This is a genomic window from Arthrobacter sp. V1I7, assembly GCF_030817015.1.
GTDB lineage: Bacteria > Actinomycetota > Actinomycetes > Actinomycetales > Micrococcaceae > Arthrobacter.
The window spans coordinates 784,157-800,917 of the sequence record NZ_JAUSYS010000001.1 but is presented as its reverse complement, the minus strand read 5'-3'; the positions used below and the strand labels follow the sequence as shown (position 1 = coordinate 800,917).

General features: G+C 66.1%; 12 protein-coding genes and 2 tRNA genes. 4 read left to right on the top strand and 10 right to left on the bottom strand.

Annotated features, from left to right (window positions below; translation table 11 throughout):
* Positions 1-23: 23 nt before the first annotated feature.
* The 4 genes from QFZ69_RS03815 to QFZ69_RS03800 form a co-directional block, all read right to left on the bottom strand.
* A complete protein-coding gene (locus tag QFZ69_RS03815; RefSeq protein ID WP_306915693.1) occupies positions 24-1,565 on the bottom strand; it encodes an ABC transporter substrate-binding protein in 1,542 nt (513 codons plus the stop codon).
* Between the two features lie 187 nt (positions 1,566-1,752).
* On the bottom strand, positions 1,753-2,616 hold the full coding sequence (locus QFZ69_RS03810) for a CoA ester lyase (RefSeq protein ID WP_306915692.1): 864 nt from the start codon (positions 2,614-2,616) through the stop codon (positions 1,753-1,755).
* An 80-nt stretch (positions 2,617-2,696) separates the two neighbouring features.
* Positions 2,697-3,644 (bottom strand): aldo/keto reductase family oxidoreductase, encoded by a 948-nt coding sequence (locus QFZ69_RS03805; RefSeq protein WP_306919587.1) that lies wholly within the window; start codon positions 3,642-3,644, stop codon positions 2,697-2,699.
* Positions 3,645-3,694: 50 nt separating this feature from the next.
* The gene (locus tag QFZ69_RS03800) at positions 3,695-5,401 is read right to left on the bottom strand and encodes an alpha-amylase family glycosyl hydrolase (RefSeq protein WP_306915690.1); all 1,707 of its coding nucleotides are present in this window, start codon (positions 5,399-5,401) and stop codon (positions 3,695-3,697) included.
* Between the two features lie 107 nt (positions 5,402-5,508).
* Between QFZ69_RS03800 and QFZ69_RS03795 the strand changes: the two genes are divergently transcribed.
* A complete protein-coding gene (locus QFZ69_RS03795) occupies positions 5,509-6,699 on the top strand; it encodes an ROK family protein (RefSeq protein ID WP_306915689.1) in 1,191 nt (396 codons plus the stop codon).
* Here QFZ69_RS03795 and QFZ69_RS03790 read toward each other — a convergent pair.
* The 6 genes from QFZ69_RS03790 to QFZ69_RS03765 all read right to left on the bottom strand — a co-directional run bounded on the left by QFZ69_RS03790 (position 6,696) and on the right by QFZ69_RS03765 (position 13,178).
* A complete protein-coding gene (locus QFZ69_RS03790; RefSeq protein WP_306915686.1) occupies positions 6,696-7,355 on the bottom strand; it encodes an NAD(P)H-binding protein in 660 nt (219 codons plus the stop codon). The two genes, QFZ69_RS03795 and QFZ69_RS03790, sit on opposite strands and share 4 nt — an antisense overlap.
* Positions 7,356-7,394: 39 nt before the next feature.
* Complete coding sequence (locus tag QFZ69_RS03785; RefSeq protein ID WP_306919586.1) at positions 7,395-9,425, bottom strand: acyltransferase family protein; 2,031 nt, start codon at positions 9,423-9,425, stop codon at positions 7,395-7,397.
* A 132-nt stretch (positions 9,426-9,557) separates the two neighbouring features.
* Positions 9,558-9,634 (bottom strand) — tRNA-Met (locus QFZ69_RS03780).
* 61 nt (positions 9,635-9,695) lie between these two features.
* Positions 9,696-9,767, bottom strand: a tRNA-Thr gene (locus tag QFZ69_RS03775).
* Between the two features lie 221 nt (positions 9,768-9,988).
* Positions 9,989-12,115, bottom strand: coding sequence for a DEAD/DEAH box helicase (locus tag QFZ69_RS03770; protein WP_306915685.1), 2,127 nt, complete (start codon positions 12,113-12,115; stop codon positions 9,989-9,991).
* A gap of 409 nt (positions 12,116-12,524) precedes the next feature.
* Positions 12,525-13,178: an MOSC domain-containing protein gene (locus QFZ69_RS03765; protein ID WP_306915684.1), complete on the bottom strand. Its 654-nt coding sequence runs from the start codon at positions 13,176-13,178 to the stop codon at positions 12,525-12,527.
* A gap of 186 nt (positions 13,179-13,364) precedes the next feature.
* On the opposite strand from QFZ69_RS03765, the gene QFZ69_RS03760 reads away from it, so the two are divergent.
* Genes QFZ69_RS03760 through QFZ69_RS03750 form a run of 3 tightly spaced genes read left to right on the top strand, consistent with a single transcriptional unit; the run spans position 13,365 to position 16,753 of the window.
* Positions 13,365-14,006 (top strand): Tat pathway signal protein, encoded by a 642-nt coding sequence (locus QFZ69_RS03760; protein WP_306915683.1) that lies wholly within the window; start codon positions 13,365-13,367, stop codon positions 14,004-14,006.
* 3 nt (positions 14,007-14,009) lie between these two features.
* Positions 14,010-15,230 (top strand): glutathionylspermidine synthase family protein, encoded by a 1,221-nt coding sequence (locus QFZ69_RS03755; RefSeq protein ID WP_306915682.1) that lies wholly within the window; start codon positions 14,010-14,012, stop codon positions 15,228-15,230.
* The gene (locus QFZ69_RS03750) at positions 15,227-16,753 is read left to right on the top strand and encodes an APC family permease (RefSeq protein WP_306915681.1); all 1,527 of its coding nucleotides are present in this window, start codon (positions 15,227-15,229) and stop codon (positions 16,751-16,753) included. The genes QFZ69_RS03755 and QFZ69_RS03750 overlap by 4 nt, the downstream gene beginning before the upstream one ends.
* The last annotated feature ends 8 nt before the right edge of the window (positions 16,754-16,761 follow it).

Genomic DNA, 16,761 nt, shown 5'->3' with positions numbered 1-16,761 from the left:
TATGCGGACGGTCACGGTCAGGATCAGGGTTTCGCCGTTTCCGCCCTGACCACATAGCGGGACAGGGGGTCCTGGACGTGGGCCTGAAGATCGGCACGGACGGCGTCAATGGCCTGCTCGTTCACGAGCCAGACGTTCACGGCCTGCTCCTGCAGGATCTGCCCGGCTTCGGCGTACAAGCGGTAGCGCTCGTCCGCGTCCGCTGTTGTGGCTGCCTTGGCGATCGTTGCGTCGTAGTCCTTGTTGCAGAAGTGACTGAGGTTGTAGGTGCCGTCACAGGTATAGTCCGCCGTCAGGAATCCGATGGGGTCGGCGATGTCGATCAGGCGGTTGCGCTGACTCAGCACCATGTCGTAATTGCCTGCCAGCAGGTCGGGCTCCGCTGCGGCATATTCCTTGGTCTGGATCTTCACCGGAATGCCCACCGCCTTCAGGTCCTCCTGGATGACGGTGGCCACATCCGCGAACTCCGCCCGTTCAACGATTGCGATGACCTCCAGCGGGCGGTCAGCGGTGTATCCGGCGGTGGCAAGCAGCTTCCGTGCACCCTCCAGGTCCTGCTTGGGTGTCACGGATCCCTTTACGGCCCAGGGCTCCGATGGCGCGAACGGCCCACTCGCGGCGACGGCCGCACCTTCGTAGACGCTGGCGGCAAGGGCGTCCAGATCCAGCGCCGAACGGACCGCCTTCCGGAAGTCGACGTCGTCGAACGGCGCCCGGCCGTTGTTCATGTAAAGCGTCGCGGTCCTCGGAGAATCTGACTTGAGAACCTTGACGCTGGCATCTGATTCCAAGCCGGGCAGGCCGGAAACCGGGATGGAGAGGGACACATCCGCTTCGCCGGTCTGAACCTGTGCAGCGCGGGTCGCCCCGTCCGTGATGAACCGGACCTCTGCCCCGGCCAACTGCACCTCGCCGCCCCAGTAAGCCTCATTGCGGTCCAGCGTCAAGGATTGCTTCGGCTTTTCAGATACTGGCTCGAAGGGTCCGGTGCAGTGCCCGAACGGATCCACCGTATCGCCCTTGAACGCTGCCGGGGCCAGAATGCCGGTGTTGACGCTCGCGAGGCGGTACGGAACCAACGGGCTCTCAGTCGGGGTGCTAACCCGTACTGTGCGATCGTCGACCGCTTTGACCCCAGTGACCACCTTGGGATTGAAGGCCCGAGCCGGAACCGCTGCTGCAAGGACTTTCTGCAAGGAACCGGCCACGGCATCAGCGCTGAGCGCGCTCCCGTCCTGGAACTTGACTCCTCCGCGGATGGTGAAGTCCCACTCCAGGGGCGAGACCTGCTTCCACTCCGTTGCCAGCAACGGCACGATTTTCCCCTGCGCCTCATCGTAGCGGGTCAGGGTCTCGAGGCAGCCGGACAGGGACAGAATGTAGGCAGCATCGCTCTCCAGCGCCCAGTTCGCCACCGGAGCCCGGAAATTGTCGACGACGATCCGCTGGTCAGCCTTGGCGGCCTGCGTGGCTCCTGCGGAGGAGCCGCTGAAGCCACAACCCGACAGTGATATGAGCGCCACGAGCCCCAGGGACAGAGATGAGGGAAGGGAAAAGCGCACGGAACCACCTAGATTTAGTGTCTGCGGACGCGGCAGACGGGAGTAACAGGACCGAAGGGCCAAAGGAAGTTTAGGCTAACCTAACTCATCTTTCAAAAATGACGAGGGAGGCGCCGTCACATACCAAAAGACCCCGTGGACCAGATAACGGGTATCGGCCACGGGGTCGCGTGTCTGGTGCGGGCGGCTACAGGGCCGGCTGCACCCCAAAGGCTACCGCGAGCCGCATGATCTTTTCGGCGCGGCCCAGGCGGGGCAGGTCGGAGCCGTCACGGATGACGCGGCCGTTGGCCTCGAAGTCGGCCATGAAGTCGGTGGCCCAGGCGACATCGGAGGGCGTCGGGCTGATGACCTCGTTGATGACGTGGGTCTGGTCGATGGCGAGGCACAGCTTGCCGGTCATGCCCATCGTGACGGTGATGCCGGTCTGCTCGCGCAGGATCGGGTGGTTGGTACCGACCGTGGGGCCGTCAATCGGACCCGGCAGGTTGCCGACCCGGCTGGCGACGACGAGCTTGGCGCGCGGGTAGGCCATGGCCTCGGGGGTGGCGGCCATGCCGGTGTCGCGGCGGAAGTCGCCGGAACCGAAAGCGAGCCGGAAGGCGCCCTGGGCTTTGGCGATCTTGTTGGCTTCCTCGATTCCGACGGCGGACTCGACCAGCGGAATCACCGGAGTCTTGCCGTCCATCCGGTGGAAGCTTTCGGTGACCTGGTCAGCGGACTCGGTCTTGGCGAGCATCACGCCGAGCAGGCCCGGGGTGCCGCGGAGTCCGGCGAGGTCATCGGCCCAGAAGGGGCTGGTGGCGTCGTTGATCCGGACCCAGGCGGCGCCGCCGCCGGTGAGCCAGTCCACCACGTGGGCACGGGCGGCGTCCTTCTGGGAAGGATCCACCGCATCCTCGATGTCCAGGATGATGGCGTCCGCGCGGGAGACGGCGGACTGGTCGAAGAGCTCGGGTTTCATCGCGTTGACCAGGAGCCACGAACGGGCGATTTCTGCTGGAACATTGCGTTGAGGCCGGATGGTCCCGGCTGCGGTCGTAGAGGTCATGTCTCTACGCTATCCGCACCGGGTACCATCCGGCTAAGTATTCCTGCCCTGCGGGGTGTTCATACGACCAAAATCACAGGCTAGGGGATGTTACTGCCCCGCGCGGTGACCCAGAGCCGGTACCACTCGGCCCGGCTCATGCCGGCGGCGACCTCCGCCGCGCCGGCGCAGGCCTGGATGCGTTCCGGGTTGGCCGTCCCGATCACCGGTGCTATCCCGGCCGGGTGTTTCATCAGCCATCCCAGCAGGATCGACTCGACCGTCGTGTCCTTTTCCCGAGCCAGCTGCGCCACGAGGGCGGTGGTGGCTTCCTCCGCCACCGTCGGCCGCGCGGACGGCGCCCCGGTGTAGAGGCCCCGCGCCAGCGCCCCATAGGCCTGCAGGGTGATCCCGTGCCGGACGCAGTGCTCCACCGTGCCGTGCGGGAAGCTGTAGTCCGTTCCCTCGGCGTGGTTGACCAGCACCGTGCTTTCCAGCCAGGCCCGCTTCAGCAGGCTCATCTCGAGCTGGTTTGCCACCACCGGGGTCTCCAGCCGGTCCTGCAGCACGTCGATCTGCGGCCCGGACATGTTGGACACGCCCACGGCGCGGACCTTGCCTTCGGCGATCAGCTGCCCGACGGCGGAGGCCACCTCGGCCGGGTCCATCAGGGGATCCGGCCGGTGCAGCATCAGCACATCCACGTAGTCCGTGCGGAGCCGGGCGAGGCCTTCGTTGGTCCGCGCCAGGATGGCGTCCCGGCTCAGGTCGTAGTGCGTCTCCAGGCCCTGCTCGTTGAGCCGGATACCGCACTTGGTCTGCAGCCGGATGCGGTCCCGCAGCCCCGGCGTCCGGGCCAGCACCTCACCGAAGACCGCCTCGGCCTTGCCATTGCGGTAGATGTCGGCATGGTCGAACAGCGTGATCCCGGCCTTGAGGGCGGCGTCGACGGCGGCAGCCGCCTCGTCCACGTCCACGGACGAGTACGTCTCCGCCGACCAGCTGCCGCCGAGCCCCATGCACCCATAGATCAGTTCCTGGGCGGGGATCGGCTCCTGGGTCAGAAGTTCGCTGCTTTCGGGGCTCGGAGGCGTCCGGCTCACCGCAGCCAGACGGTGGTGCTGCCGGGCAGGAGGTTCCCCTCGAACGGTGCGCTGCTCAGCAGCACCTCACCGGCCGGGAGTGCCACCGCTTCGTCGCCGAAGTTGGTCACCGTCTGCCAGCCGCCGGGGCGGCTGAAGTGCAGGACATCGGGGTTGCCGGAGTCGAACCATTCCAGCTCCTCCGAGGTCTGCAGTTCGCGCCGCAGCTTCAGGGCCTTGCGGTAGAACTCAAGCGTGGACCCTGCCACCCCGTCCTCGGCGGCGACCGCGTAGCGGCTGAACCAGGCAGGCTGCGGCAGGTGCGCGCCGCCGTCGCCGAAGCCGAAGGAGCTGCCCTCCACTGCCCAGGGCAGCGGCACGCGACAGCCGTCGCGGCCGATCTCGACATCCTTGTTGCGGAAGAACGTGGGGTCCTGGCGCTCGGAGTCGGGGATTTCGCCGACTTCCTGCAGTCCCAGCTCCTCACCCTGGTACAGGTAGGCGGAGCCGGGCAGAGCCAGCATCAGCTGGGTGGCGGCACGGGCGCGGCGCAGGCCCAGTTCGACGTCGAGCTCCTCGGCCGGAGCGCCGGCCAGCAGCCAGCCCTTGCCGTCCTGTCCCTTTGCATGCCGGCCGCCGCCCTTGGGCAGGCCGTAGCGGGTGGCGTGCCGGACGACGTCGTGGTTGGAGAAGACCCAGGTGGATGACGCGCCGGATTCGGTGGCCTCGGCGAGGTTCCGGGTGATGATCTCGCGGAATTCCTCGGCGTCGAAGTCGGCCTGCAGGAGGTCGAAGTTGAACGCCTGGCCTAGGCCCTCGGGGCTGGCGTAGCGGCCGCGGCGGCTGGCGTGGACCCAGGCTTCGGCGACGGCGGTGCGCGGCGGGTTGTATTCATTGAAGACCTCACGCCACTCCACGTAGATCTCGTGGACTTCGTCGCGGTCCCAGAACGGGTGCGAGCCGTCATCGTGGCCGTCGGCGCCCGACCCCGCCGGGCTGAGCTCGACCTTGGACAGTAGCGGCTCGGTGAGGTCCTTGGTCAGTGCGTGCGCCACGTCGACGCGGAAGCCGTCCACGCCGCGGTCGGACCAGAAGCGCAGGGTCTTGAGGAAATCATCGCGGATTTCGCGGTTGGACCAGTTCAGGTCCGGCTGCTCCTTGGCGAAGATGTGCATGTACCACTGCCCGGGTGTGCCGTCGGGTTCGGTGATGCGTTCCCAGGCGGGGCCGCCGAAGACGGATTCCCAGTCCGAGGGCGCAATCTCGCCGTTCTCGCCCTTGCCGTCCCGGAAGATGTAGCGCTCACGCGCGGCGGATCCCTTCGGCGCCGCGAGTGCCTCCTTGAACCAGGCGTGCTGGTCGGACGAGTGGTTCGGGACGATGTCCGCGATCAGCTTGATGCCGGCGGCGTGCAGCGCGGCTGACATCTCGTCGAAGTCCGCGAGGGTGCCGAGCTTGGGGTCCACGTCGCGGTAGTCGTCGACATCGTAGCCGCCGTCGGCGAGGGCGGAGGGGTAGAACGGGCTCAGCCAGACGGCGTCGATCCCGAGCTCCTTCAGATACGGGACCTTGGCCGTGATGCCCTTGATGTCGCCCAGGCCGTCACCGTTGGAGTCGGAGAAGCTGCGCGGGTAGATCTGGTACACCGACGCCTGGCGCCACCAATTGGGGTCGGCGGCGAGGTCGGAACCGGACAGGGTTGCCAGCGTGGCGGTGTTGGTCAAGGGATGATCCTTCGGGAGCTCGGAACCGGTTTCTGGTATTTTAGATACAAGCTAAATATATTGCCTGAACAATTATGGGTCCCGGATCAGGGGAAGGTCAAGATTTGATGCCGCAGGCCGCCGCCGCCACGCCCCAGCTCCTGCGCCGGGTGAACGCCCAGGCGGTCCTCGGGATTGTCCGCGGGCTCAACACGGCCACCGGGACGGAGCTGATGGCCCGGACCGGACTTACCCGGGCCTCCGTGATCGCCGTCTGCGAGGACCTGATCCGGCGCGGCTGGATCCGGGAACTGGACACGCCCCAGCGGGACCCCGAGTCGCCGGGCACCCTCCGGAAGGGCCGGCCGGCCCGGCGCTTCGAGCTCAACCACGAGGCCGGTCACGTCCTCGGCCTCGACATCGGCGCCGCCACCACCACGGCCGCCGTCGCGGATCTGCGGGGAACCGTCGTCGCGCGTTCCAGCGAGGCCTTCCGCGCTGTCGACATCCCCGCGGAGGAGCGGATCGCCGTCGTGGACCGGGCCTGCCGGCAGGCGCTGGCGGCGGCGGGGACGGATCCTGCCAGAGTCCTCGCTGCCGGGGCCGGCATCGCCGCCCCCGTGGACCGGGACGGCAACGTCCTGGTGACCCAGCACTTCTGGAGCCTGTTCGACGTCGGACTCCGCTCCGCCTTCAAGGAGCTGCACGGCTGGACGGTGTTGCTGGAAAACGACGCCAACCTTGCCGCACTCGGTGAACGCTGGCGCGGTTCCGGCGCCGGCGTCGATGACCTCGTCGTGCTCCTGGCCGGCGAACGGCTGGGCGCCGGCGTGATGGAGTCCGGCCGGCTGCTGCACGGCCGGGGCGGCGCCGCCGGGGAGATGGGCTATCTGGACATGCTCGACGGCGTGGGCTCCAGCGACGGCATCGCCAGCCTGGCCCGGCAGTGGTCCGCGGCCGGCGGCGGCCCGCAGACCGGAGGGGCGGCCAGCGCGCGGCGGGTGTTCGAGGACGCCGCCGCGGGGGATCCTGCGGCGCTGCAGATTCTGGACCGGATCTCGGAACGGATGGCGCGCGTGATTGCCTCGATCGCCAGCCTGATCAACCCGGAGCAGGTGGTGATCGGCGGCGCAGTGGCCGAGTCCGCCGGCGCCCTGCTCCCCCGCATCAGCGCCCTGCTCCCCCGCTTCACCGCCACGCCGCCGCTCGTGACGGTCTCGCCGCTGGGCGATTCGATCGTCACGATGGGCGCCATCCGGCATGCCCTGGACTACGTCGAGGAACACGCGCTGGAACTGGAGCTTCCCGGGCCGGTCTAGGCCACGGTCTCCAGGGCTGACGCGATGGGCAGGCTGCCGTCGCGGAACTCGATGGTCCGTCCGATGGCGGCGGGCAGCCCCAGGACCGCTGCCGCGACGAGGGCCACGTTGGCGCGGGCGGTATCGGTCCCTTGCCAGGTGCCGTCCGGGTTGACGTCGATCAGGCCGGTGCCGGGTCCGCCGGTGAGCGTTCCGGGGCCGAGGATGGTCCAGTCCAGGCCGGTACCGCGCAGGTAGGCGTCGGCCGCTGCCTTGGCCTCCGCGTAGGGGAAAAAGGGGTTGTCCGCCGGGACCCCGTGGTCCGCTCCGGCTCCGAGGTACGACACCATGACGTAGCGTCCGACGCCGGACCGGGCGGCGGCGTCCATCGAACGGATCGCGGCGTCCCGGTCCACTGAGTAGGTACGCTCGGGGTTTCCGCCGCCGGCTCCGGCGGACCAAACGACGGCGTCGTGGTCCCGCAGTGCCCCGGCGATTTCCGCCGTCGTCGAATTCTCGACGTCCAGGACGACGGGCGTCGCGCCGGTGGCGGCCACGGCGGCCGCGTGATCCGGGTTGCGGATGAAGGACGTGACGTCCTGCCCGCCCGCTGTGAGGATCTTTGACAGTTCCCTGGCCACTTTTCCGTGGCCGCCGATGATTGCGATTCGCGTCATGGACCCATTCTGTCCCACGTCGCCGCTGCCCGGCACGGATTACTCGCGGAGTGCCCGGGCCACCACAGGTTTGAGCCTGCTGGCGAGGGTCGCGGCCATCTCGTCTGTTACATGGTGCTCGTCGCGGTAGACCAAGACGTTCCCAGCGATAGGTGAGCACCTGTCGCCGCAAAGCCACTCAGACGGCAAGATAAATTTTCCTCCCGCGGATTGAACAACCTTTCGTTCAATCGTCAAAGACTCCTTGTCCCGAAGGCCGCTCAGCGGAGCTGCACAGACCTCGGCCGTTGTAACGTGAGCAGACAGGCAGACATTTGGGGATTCGGGCCACGTGGGCGTGTCGCCGAGCACCACAACGGCTGTTTCCCGGGGCAGTCGGTCAAGTGTCGCAGCGAGGCCAGATTTCCAAGCGGCGGCATACCCGGCCGGACCGGCTTGGCCCAGCGCCCTGTAACTGGACGAATAATTTGAAATGATCACAACCGATGGCTTTAGTGTTTTGATTCGGTCGATGGCGTTTGCTCTCCAAATATCACACTCTGGATACTTGGACGAGGAGCTCTTCCGTACTGTGAGGCTCACGGATGGGCACGAGGACTTGGTCAGGCTGACCAGCTTAATGTTCGATTCTTCTGCTATCTGGCGCAGCGGTGAAAACCATTGTGCAGCGTGAGAATCCCCGAAGAGGACGACGGTCTCCGACTCTCCTTCAGCCCCATAGGTACAGTCCGGTGACGAAGTCGCCCCGAAGCCTACATGACATCCATCTTCGTAAATGACAGGAAGACTCTTGCCGCTGTCCCGGATGCTCGGTGACAAATCCGATGGCACGAACCCGGCGACTGCTGGGACTTGCCGCTGCGAGTTGGTAGGAGCCAATGCTGGCCGGCCAGCATCAAGAGAGGGTAGCCGGCCCAGCCCGAAGCTGGCCAGCATGGCGACAATCGTCAGCCCTGCCCCGAGCGCATAGCTTCGACGTACCGGTTGACTAAAAATTGCGGCATGCTGGAATTTCCGCTCCACGAACTTGACCGTCAGGTGAGCCAATCCGATAGATGCAGCCACGCCCGCTGCATTCATCCACCAAGGTGTGTCTCCGTCCCACATCAGGACGGGAATTGTCAGAAGCGGCCAGTGCCAGAGGTACAGGGAGTATGAGATGTTGCCGAAATACTGTGTGGTCTTGCTGCTGAGGAAGGCGAGGGGTTGCGTTTCTCCGCAGCCGCCCGCGATGAGTGCAACGGTGCCAAGGACTGGGAAAACTGCTGCCCACCCGGGAAATATGAGTTCCTCCGTGAAGATCGCCATCGACCCCAGGATAAGTGCCAGACCCGACCATGCCAGGGCTCGGTGCAACCAGGGATGCAATCTTCTGACGGCAGGGGATGACAATGCCAGAAGCGCTCCAGCTCCTAGCTCCCACGCCCTGGTGTGGAGGCCGAAAAACGCCCAGGGCTGGTCGATTTGAGTCAGGATGATGCAGGCAGCCAGTGATACCACGCATATCGTGAAGAGGACGACCCCGATACGCTTGCGCCGCCCCAGCGCCGCCCCGGCAGCGGCCACCATGATGAGCGGCCAGACCAGGTAAAACTGTTCCTCCAAGGCCAAGGACCAATAGTGCTGGAACAGGGATGGCGCAGTTCCGGCAAGATAGTCGGTGCTCGTGTACGCAAAGAGCATGTTGGACAGGAAAGCCGATGTCGCCATCGCATCCCTCGATACGTCAGCAAGCAGAAAAGCAGGCAGAAGTAGCTTGGCGGCCGCGAGAGTCACAACCAGCACGACTGCGGAAGCAGGAAGAAGGCGTCGGATCCTGCGAGCGTAGAAACTCCCCAACGCAATTCGCCCTGTATCCTGCAACTCCCTGAACAGCAGACCTGTGATCAGATATCCCGAAATCACGAAGAAGACATCCACCCCGATGTAGCCCCCCGGGAGCCACGGTATACCGGCGTGGTACAGGACTACACCAAGCACAGCCAATGCGCGCATGCCCTGAATGTCCGGACGGAACGCCGCCTTCTTCGCAGTTGCCCTCTTAGTGAGCCCTTCCAAAGGTGTGGCCATCACAATATGTCCCCCACTAGTCTTTTGTCCTACAGGAACGATAGCCGTTCGCCCGGCGACCGAAGGAATTTTCCCGGCAGGTCCCGGAAACGGGAAACCCCCTAGATCTCGGGATCTAGAGGGCTTCCGGACTGGTAGCGGTGGGGAGGCTCGATCTCCCGACCTCACGATTATGAGTCGTGCGCTCTAACCAACTGAGCTACACCGCCGTAAATGAGGAAAACCTGCGCTAAGCCGGTCAAAACCGCCTTGACACAGGCCCTCATTCAGAGCCCCCCACCGGAATCGATCCGGTGACCTCGTTCTTACCAAGAACGCGCTCTACCACTGAGCTAGGGGGGCAACGAGTAAATACTCTACCGGAAGATTGCCCGCTCAACAAATCGGCCGCCAGACGGGTCCGGAACTCCGAAAAGTCCCGGAAATCCGCGGCGCCGGCGGCCTCAGGACGGCACCGCACGCGGTCCGGGAACATTGTCGGGACCGGGTGTGACCAAGCGAACTTAAAGCAAGAACGGGCCGGCTGGAAGCCGGCCCGTCCTCAATTCACACAAGAGGCGTGATTACCACTTGTTGCGGGGCTTGAAGCCACCTTCGGTACGCGGCTTGCGGGAATCGGAGCCGACCCCACGCTCGGCGCGGTCGCTGAAGGAGCGTCCGCCACGGTCAGCTGAGGACCGCTCGCCGTCGGTCTTGCGGAATTCGCGCTTGAAGCCGCCGTTGCCCTTGAAGTTGCCGCCGCGGTCGCTGCCGCCGGAGAAGCCACCACGGTCGCCGCCGCGGCTGCCACCCTGGTAGCCGCCACGCTCGGCCGCGGGCGAACGGCCGTTGTCCAGCTCAAGGTGGATCAGCTCGCCGCCGATCCGGGTGCGGGACAGGGCCTTCAGCTGATCGGGGCTCAGGTCCGCCGGGAGCTCCACGAGGGAGTGGTCCGCACGGATGTCGATGCCGCCGATCTGGGCCGAGGAAATGCCGCCTTCGTTGGCAATGGCGCCAACGATGGAACCCGGCATGACGCGCTGACGGCGTCCGACGGCGATCCGGTAGGTGGCGTTGCCCTCGGTCAGGGTGCGGGTCGGGCCGCGGGAGCCGAAGCCGTCCTTGGAGCGCTCGCGCTTCTGGAATTCCGGAGCGGCCGGCAGTTCCTTGACCAGGAGCGGCTGACCACCCTGGGCCATGACGGCCAGCGCAGCAGCGATCTCGGACGCCGGTACGTTGTGCTCTTCTTCGTACGAGGAGATGAGGTCGCGGAATGCGGCGACGTCCTCAGACGCAAGCGTCTCGGTGATCTTCTCGGCGAACTTGCCCAGGCGCAGGGTGTTGACCGATTCCGCGGTGGGCAGGTGCATCTGCTCCACCGGCTGGCGGGTCGCCTTTTCGATGGAACGCAGCAGGTACTTCTCCCGCGGCGTCATGAAGAGGATGGCGTCGCCGGAACGGCCTGCACGGCCGGTGCGGCCAATGCGGTGCACGTAGGACTCGGTGTCGTGCGGGATGTCGTAGTTGACCACGTGGCTGACACGCTCAACGTCAAGGCCGCGGGCCGCAACGTCCGTGGCGACCAGGATGTCGATCTTGCCGTCACGCAGCGCCTCGACCGTGCGCTCACGCTGTTGCTGCGGGATGTCGCCGTTGATGGCGGCAGCCTGGAAACCCCGTGAACGCAGCTTGTCGGCAAGGTCCTCGGTAGCCATCTTGGTCCGGACGAAAGCGATAACGCCTTCGAACTCTTCGACCTCAAGGATGCGGGTCAGCGCGTCCAGCTTGTGCGGGCCCATGACCTGCAGGTAGCGCTGGCGGGTGTTGGCGCCCGTCGTGGTCTTGGACTTGACCTGGACCTCGGCCGGGTTGTTCAGGTACTGCTTGGACAGCCGCCGGATCTGGCTCGGCATCGTGGCGGAGAACAGCGCAACCTGGCGGCCCGCGGGGGTCTGCTGGAAGATCTGTTCCACGTCTTCGGCAAAGCCCATCCGGAGCATTTCGTCAGCCTCATCCAGCACCAGGTACTGGAGTTCGGACAGGTCGAGGGAACCCTTGGCGATGTGGTCGATGACGCGGCCGGGGGTACCGACAACAACCTGGGCGCCGCGGCGCAGGCCGGCGAGCTGGGGGCCGTAGGCGGAGCCGCCGTACACCGGGAGGACGGTGAAGTCATCGATGTGCTTGGCGTAGGAGGTGAAGGCCTCGGCAACCTGGAGGGCAAGCTCACGGGTCGGAGCGAGCACCAGGGCCTGGGTCTTGCGGGACGGGCCGTTGAGGTCGTGGAGCTCGGCCAGGCGGGACAGCGCCGGTACTGCGAATGCTGCAGTCTTACCGGTGCCGGTCTGGGCCAGGCCCACGACGTCGCGGCCCTCGAGCAGCAGCGGGATGGTTGCTGCCTGGATCGGGGACGGCTTCTCGTAGCCGACGTCCTGCAGGGCGGCAAGGACGCGGCCGTCAATGCCGAGGTCCACGAACTTGACGCCTTCATCCTCGGTTTCCTCGTCCTTGGACGGGGCGGACTTAGTGTCGGCAGACTTGGTGTCAGCGGCCTGCTCGGCGGCAGGAGCCTCGGTGGCAGGAGCCTCGGTGGCGGCAGGAGCCTCGGTGGCTACCGGGGCGGACTCGGCTGCGGGGGCAGCCGTTTCAGAAGTCTCGACGTCGACCTGGTTGTTTTCGGTGTCGGCGGAGTTGTTCTGATTTTCGGGCATAGGTGAATTTTCCTCATCCATAGGGGCCAAGCGGCACAACCCGAGGTGAGCGGAGCCGCAGTACGCGTGCCGTAATTGCCGGGCATACTTGACCGGCCGGTCACATAGAAGTCCGGCGCTTTCGCAATCCCGTGGCAGGACTTCCCGCTGCATCTCTTGGCTGCTATCCCAGCAGTCTGTACAGCGTTTTCTTTAGCCGGCTCTCCCTATGAAAATGCCCGCATCTCATTCGCGCGGGCCCCAACACTTACCAGTCTTGCCTCAAGAATTGGGCAGGAAATAAGGGATTTCCGGAGTGGGGGATAGTTCAATTGTAGGGCATGGATCCACGGTTAGGTAACCGGGCGGCCGACGACGGCGGTGAGCTTGCGCACACGGGCAATATCACCAGCGGCCGGAAGGCGGGCCGCTACCCCCCGAGACGACGCTGCAGCTTCGCGAATTCCTCGTGGTACTCAGGCTGCAGGCGGATCTGGCCGTCGGCGTCCGCATCCCGCAGCGCCTCCATGTCCTCGACCGTGGGATCGCTGAACCACTTGCCGATCGTCACCCCGTGCGTAGGAACGAAGATCCGGTGGATGTGGTCCCCCGCCTGGATGCTGCCGGTGCGGACCACCCGGAGATAGGTGCCCACCCTGCCCGCGTCGCCGAACCTCTTGACCCACCGCGGCTCGTCCATCCGCCGCTGGAACGTGGCGCAGGGTGTGCGGGGCGAGGTCACCTCCACCTCGACGTCCAGTCCGACCTTCCAGCGCTCGCCGATGATGGCGTTCGTGGCGTTGATCCCGGTGATGCGCAGGTTCTCGCCAAAAATGCCCGGCGGCAGCTCCCGCTGCAGCTCCCCGGTCCAGTAGTCCGCGTCATCCTGGGAGTAGGCGTACAGCGCCTGGTCCTCGCCGCCGTGGTCGATCCGGCTCGCCTGGATGTCTCCGTGCAGGCCAAGTTTGTGCACCCGGACAGGTCCGTCGACGGCACGCTTGTCGATCGCGGTCACGCCGACACTGCCGGGGTCCGTCAGCAGCTGGTGAACCCGGCACACGGCAAGCACAGATGCAGTGTTCATGGCACCAGTGTAGGCCGGTCCCCCGCTAACGGGGCGAAGCAGCGGTCACCGGGAGTTTTCCGGGCATTTTCCTCTGCCCAAGCCGGTAAGCCGGTTAGGCTGGCATCAGAATTCGGAACGGCTTGTGGCACGGCAGCGTCCGCGGCGCGGATCGCCCCGGCCCTCAGGACGGAAGCAGGGGAGACCATGGATCAGGGCAAGCACGACGGCGAGGAGCTGCCCAGGAAAGGCGGCGAGCCCAAGCCGCCGCCGTGGCAGGTGCCCAAGCCCGAGCTCCGCCCGGAGCTGCAGAACCCGGCCGGTCAGCCCGCCCAGCCCCAGGACGCCACGGGTCCTCCCGGTGAGGCACCGGGTCTTCCCGATAACGCCATGACGCCGGGCGCCGTGTTCGACCCGTTCGAACGCGAGCGGGAACGCGAGTTGGCCGGTGCCGCGGCGCGGAAGAAGCGCTCGCAACGGCGCACCGTCGTCGTCGGGCTGGGTGTGACAGCGCTCCTGGCCGGCACCATCACCGCCATTGTTGCCAGCAAAGCGGAGGATCCCGACTACGCGCAGGTCTGTTTCAACGAGGAAACCGGCCAGCGTGTCGAAGACACCCAGTGTGACAACAGCAGCAGCGCGGGGCGGACCTCCGCGCTCTACGCCTGGTACTTCTACTCCCGCGGCTCAAGTGTGCCCGCCCTGGGGCAGAACCGCGCCAGCTACCCCAGCTACACGAGGACCGTGCCGCCGGGCGCCAAGGCGTCCACGGGTTACAGCACCCAAGGCGGCACCGTCAGCAGGGGCGGCTTCGGCAGCAGCTCCAAGGGTGGAAGCACCGGTGGCTAAGGAATGAAACGACTGGGATCAAAGCCGAGGCCTGACTGGAAACAGCGGATCGAAGAACAGGGCCTGGTGTTCTCCACCACCGCCATGCCGGACGGCACGAACATCGAGTACTGGCATGAGGGCGCCTACTATGAGTTTGCGATGGCGGAGGTGGAGGCGCTCGAACAGACCGCCGAAGACATGCACCGCATGTGCCTGGAGGCAGCGAAGTACCTGGCCACCGGCGCGATGGGCACCATCGGCATCGGGCCGCAGGCCCTCGAGCTGGCGGCGGAGTCACTGCAGGCCGGTGACGTGGACGTCTACGGCCGGTTCGACTTCATCTACGACGGCCAGGGCGGCCCAGCAAAAATGCTCGAGTACAACGCCGACACCCCCACCGGACTCATCGAGGCCGCTGTCGCCCAGTGGTTCTGGCTGCAGGACGTGTTTCCCGAAAAGGACCAGTGGAACGGCATCCATGAGGCCCTCATCCGGCAATGGAAGAAGCTGCAGTACCGCACCGGAATGAGCACTCTCCACGTCGCCCATTCCGAGGCAGAGCAATCCGGGGAGGACTGGATGACCGCGGCCTACATGCGGGACGTCGCCAGCCAGGCCGGATGGACCACCATCGGCATCAACATGTCGGACATCGGCTGGGACCCCAACCTCAACCGCTTCGTGGACCTCGACAACTTCGTCATCAGCACCATCTTCAAGCTCTACCCCTGGGAACTGATGATGAAGGAGCCGTTCGGGCACCGGCTGCTGCAGCGCGCCCACAGCCCGCGCTGGGTGGAACCGGCGTGGAAGATGCTCCTCTCGAACAAGGCCTTGCTGGCCGCACTGTGGCACCTCTACCCGGACCATCCGAACCTGCTCCCGGCCTACCTGGACGGACCCGGTCCGCTCAAGGAATGGGTGGCCAAGCCGCTGCACGGCCGGGAGGGGGACAACATCAAAATCCACGCCGCCGGCATCAACCTCGAACAGCCCGGCGGCTACGGCCGGGAAGGCTGGTGCTACCAGCAGTTCCACGCCCTACCCGATTTCGACGGCAACCGTCCGGTGCTGGGCCTGTGGGTGGTCGACGGCGAATCCGTCGGCTGCGGAATCCGCGAATCCGATGGCCCCGTCACCGACTACTTCTGCCGCTTTGTGCCGAACACGATCGACGCACCCGCTCCGCTGTTTCCGACGTCGAGCCAAGACCACACCAGCAAGGCAGGTATCGTCCTATGAGCCTCGAGTCGACGACGGCGGCCGGCGGCCCGGTTCCGGTTCCCGCCAAAGGGCTGCACGCCGGGATCCTGGATCTGGGCGACTCCGTCATGCTGGGGCTGGCCTCCACCGCGCCGGTCTATTCGCTCGCGGCGACCCTGGGCCTGATCGTGGCCGTGAACGGCAACTACACACCCCTGATCCTGCTGCTGGGCTTTGTGCCGGTCCTCTTCATCGCCTACGCGTTCCGCGAGCTAAACAGCGCCATGCCGGATTGCGGGACCACGTTCATCTGGGCCCGCCGCGCCTTCGGCCCATGGGCGGGCTGGCTGGGCGGCTGGGGCGTGGCCCTCGCCGGCGTCGTGGTCCTCGCCAACCTGGCCCAGGTCGCCGGGCAGTATCTGTGGCTCCTGGTCGGCGACGGTTCCGTGGCCGGGAACAGCCTGGTGGTCACGGCCACCGGCGTGCTGTTCATCGTCTTCATGACCCTCGTGAACTACCGCGGCATCCGGCTCGGAGAGCATGTCCAACGGGTCCTGACCTACGTGCAATATGTCGCACTGGGCATCTTTGCCGTCGCCATCATCGTCCAGATTGCCGCCGGGGTGTCGGGTGACGCCACCGCGGGCCAGGCCTTCGACTTCGCGTGGTTCAACCCGGTTGGGGCCTTCGCCGACCCGGGCGCCGTGGTGCACGGCGCCTTGCTGGCCCTGTTCATCTACTGGGGCTGGGACACCTGCCTGGCCGTGAACGAGGAGACAGAACATCCGAGAACCACGCCGGGCCGGGGCGCGGTCATTTCGGCGTTCGTGCTCGTGGCCATCTACGTCTCGGTCGCCCTGCTGGTGATGATGTATGCCTCCGTGGGCACGGAAGGGATCGGCCTCGGCAATGAAGCCAACCAGAGCGACGTCTTCCTCGCCATGAAAGACGCGGTGCTGGGCCCCTGGGGCTGGCTGATCATCGTAGCGGTCCTGGCGTCGGTGTTGTCCTCGACCCAGACCACCATCCTCCCCACTGCCCGCGGCACGCTCTCCATGGGCGTGCATGGCGCGCTGCCGCCGAAGTTCGGCCAGGTGCATCCGCGCTACCAGACGCCCGGGTTCTCGACCCGGATGATGGGCGCCGCAGCGGTTGCCTACTACGTGCTGATGAGCCTCCTGAGCCAGAACCTGCTGGCGGACTCCATCAGCTCCATCAGCCTCTTCATCGCCTTCTATTACGCCCTCACCGGCTTCGCCTGCGTCTGGTACTTCCGCGCCACCCTTGGCCGCTCGGCCCGCAACCTTTGGTTCCGCGGGATCCTGCCCTTGATCGGCGCCCTCCTGCTGACCGCGGCATTCTTCGTCTCGGCCGTGCAGATGTGGGATCCGGGCTACGGCGACACGCAGATCTTCGGCGTCGGCGGGGCCTTCATCAGCGGCGTGGTGCTGCTGGCGCTGGGCGTGGTGCTGGCCGCCGTCTGCCGCTTCGCCCCGTCAACCCGCGGTTACTTCCTGCAGCGCCAGCCCGCGAGCGGCGCGCTTGCGCCAGAGCGGCCGTAGGATGCTGG

What these genes read in the sequence shown, in the direction of transcription:
- QFZ69_RS03790 (WP_306915686.1), bottom strand. Translation starts at nt 7,355, where the DNA reads ATGACGCGAATCGCAATCATCGGCGGCCACGGAAAAGTGGCCAGGGAA.
- QFZ69_RS03795 (WP_306915689.1), top strand. Translation starts at nt 5,509, where the DNA reads ATGCCGCAGGCCGCCGCCGCCACGCCCCAGCTCCTGCGCCGGGTGAAC.
- QFZ69_RS03765 (WP_306915684.1), bottom strand. Translation starts at nt 13,178, where the DNA reads ATGAACACTGCATCTGTGCTTGCCGTGTGCCGGGTTCACCAGCTGCTG.
- QFZ69_RS03810 (WP_306915692.1), bottom strand. Translation starts at nt 2,616, where the DNA reads ATGACCTCTACGACCGCAGCCGGGACCATCCGGCCTCAACGCAATGTT.
- QFZ69_RS03770 (WP_306915685.1), bottom strand. Translation starts at nt 12,115, where the DNA reads ATGCCCGAAAATCAGAACAACTCCGCCGACACCGAAAACAACCAGGTC.
- QFZ69_RS03755 (WP_306915682.1), top strand. Translation starts at nt 14,010, where the DNA reads ATGAAACGACTGGGATCAAAGCCGAGGCCTGACTGGAAACAGCGGATC.
- QFZ69_RS03760 (WP_306915683.1), top strand. Translation starts at nt 13,365, where the DNA reads ATGGATCAGGGCAAGCACGACGGCGAGGAGCTGCCCAGGAAAGGCGGC.
- QFZ69_RS03785 (WP_306919586.1), bottom strand. Translation starts at nt 9,425, where the DNA reads ATGGCCACACCTTTGGAAGGGCTCACTAAGAGGGCAACTGCGAAGAAG.
- QFZ69_RS03750 (WP_306915681.1), top strand. Translation starts at nt 15,227, where the DNA reads ATGAGCCTCGAGTCGACGACGGCGGCCGGCGGCCCGGTTCCGGTTCCC.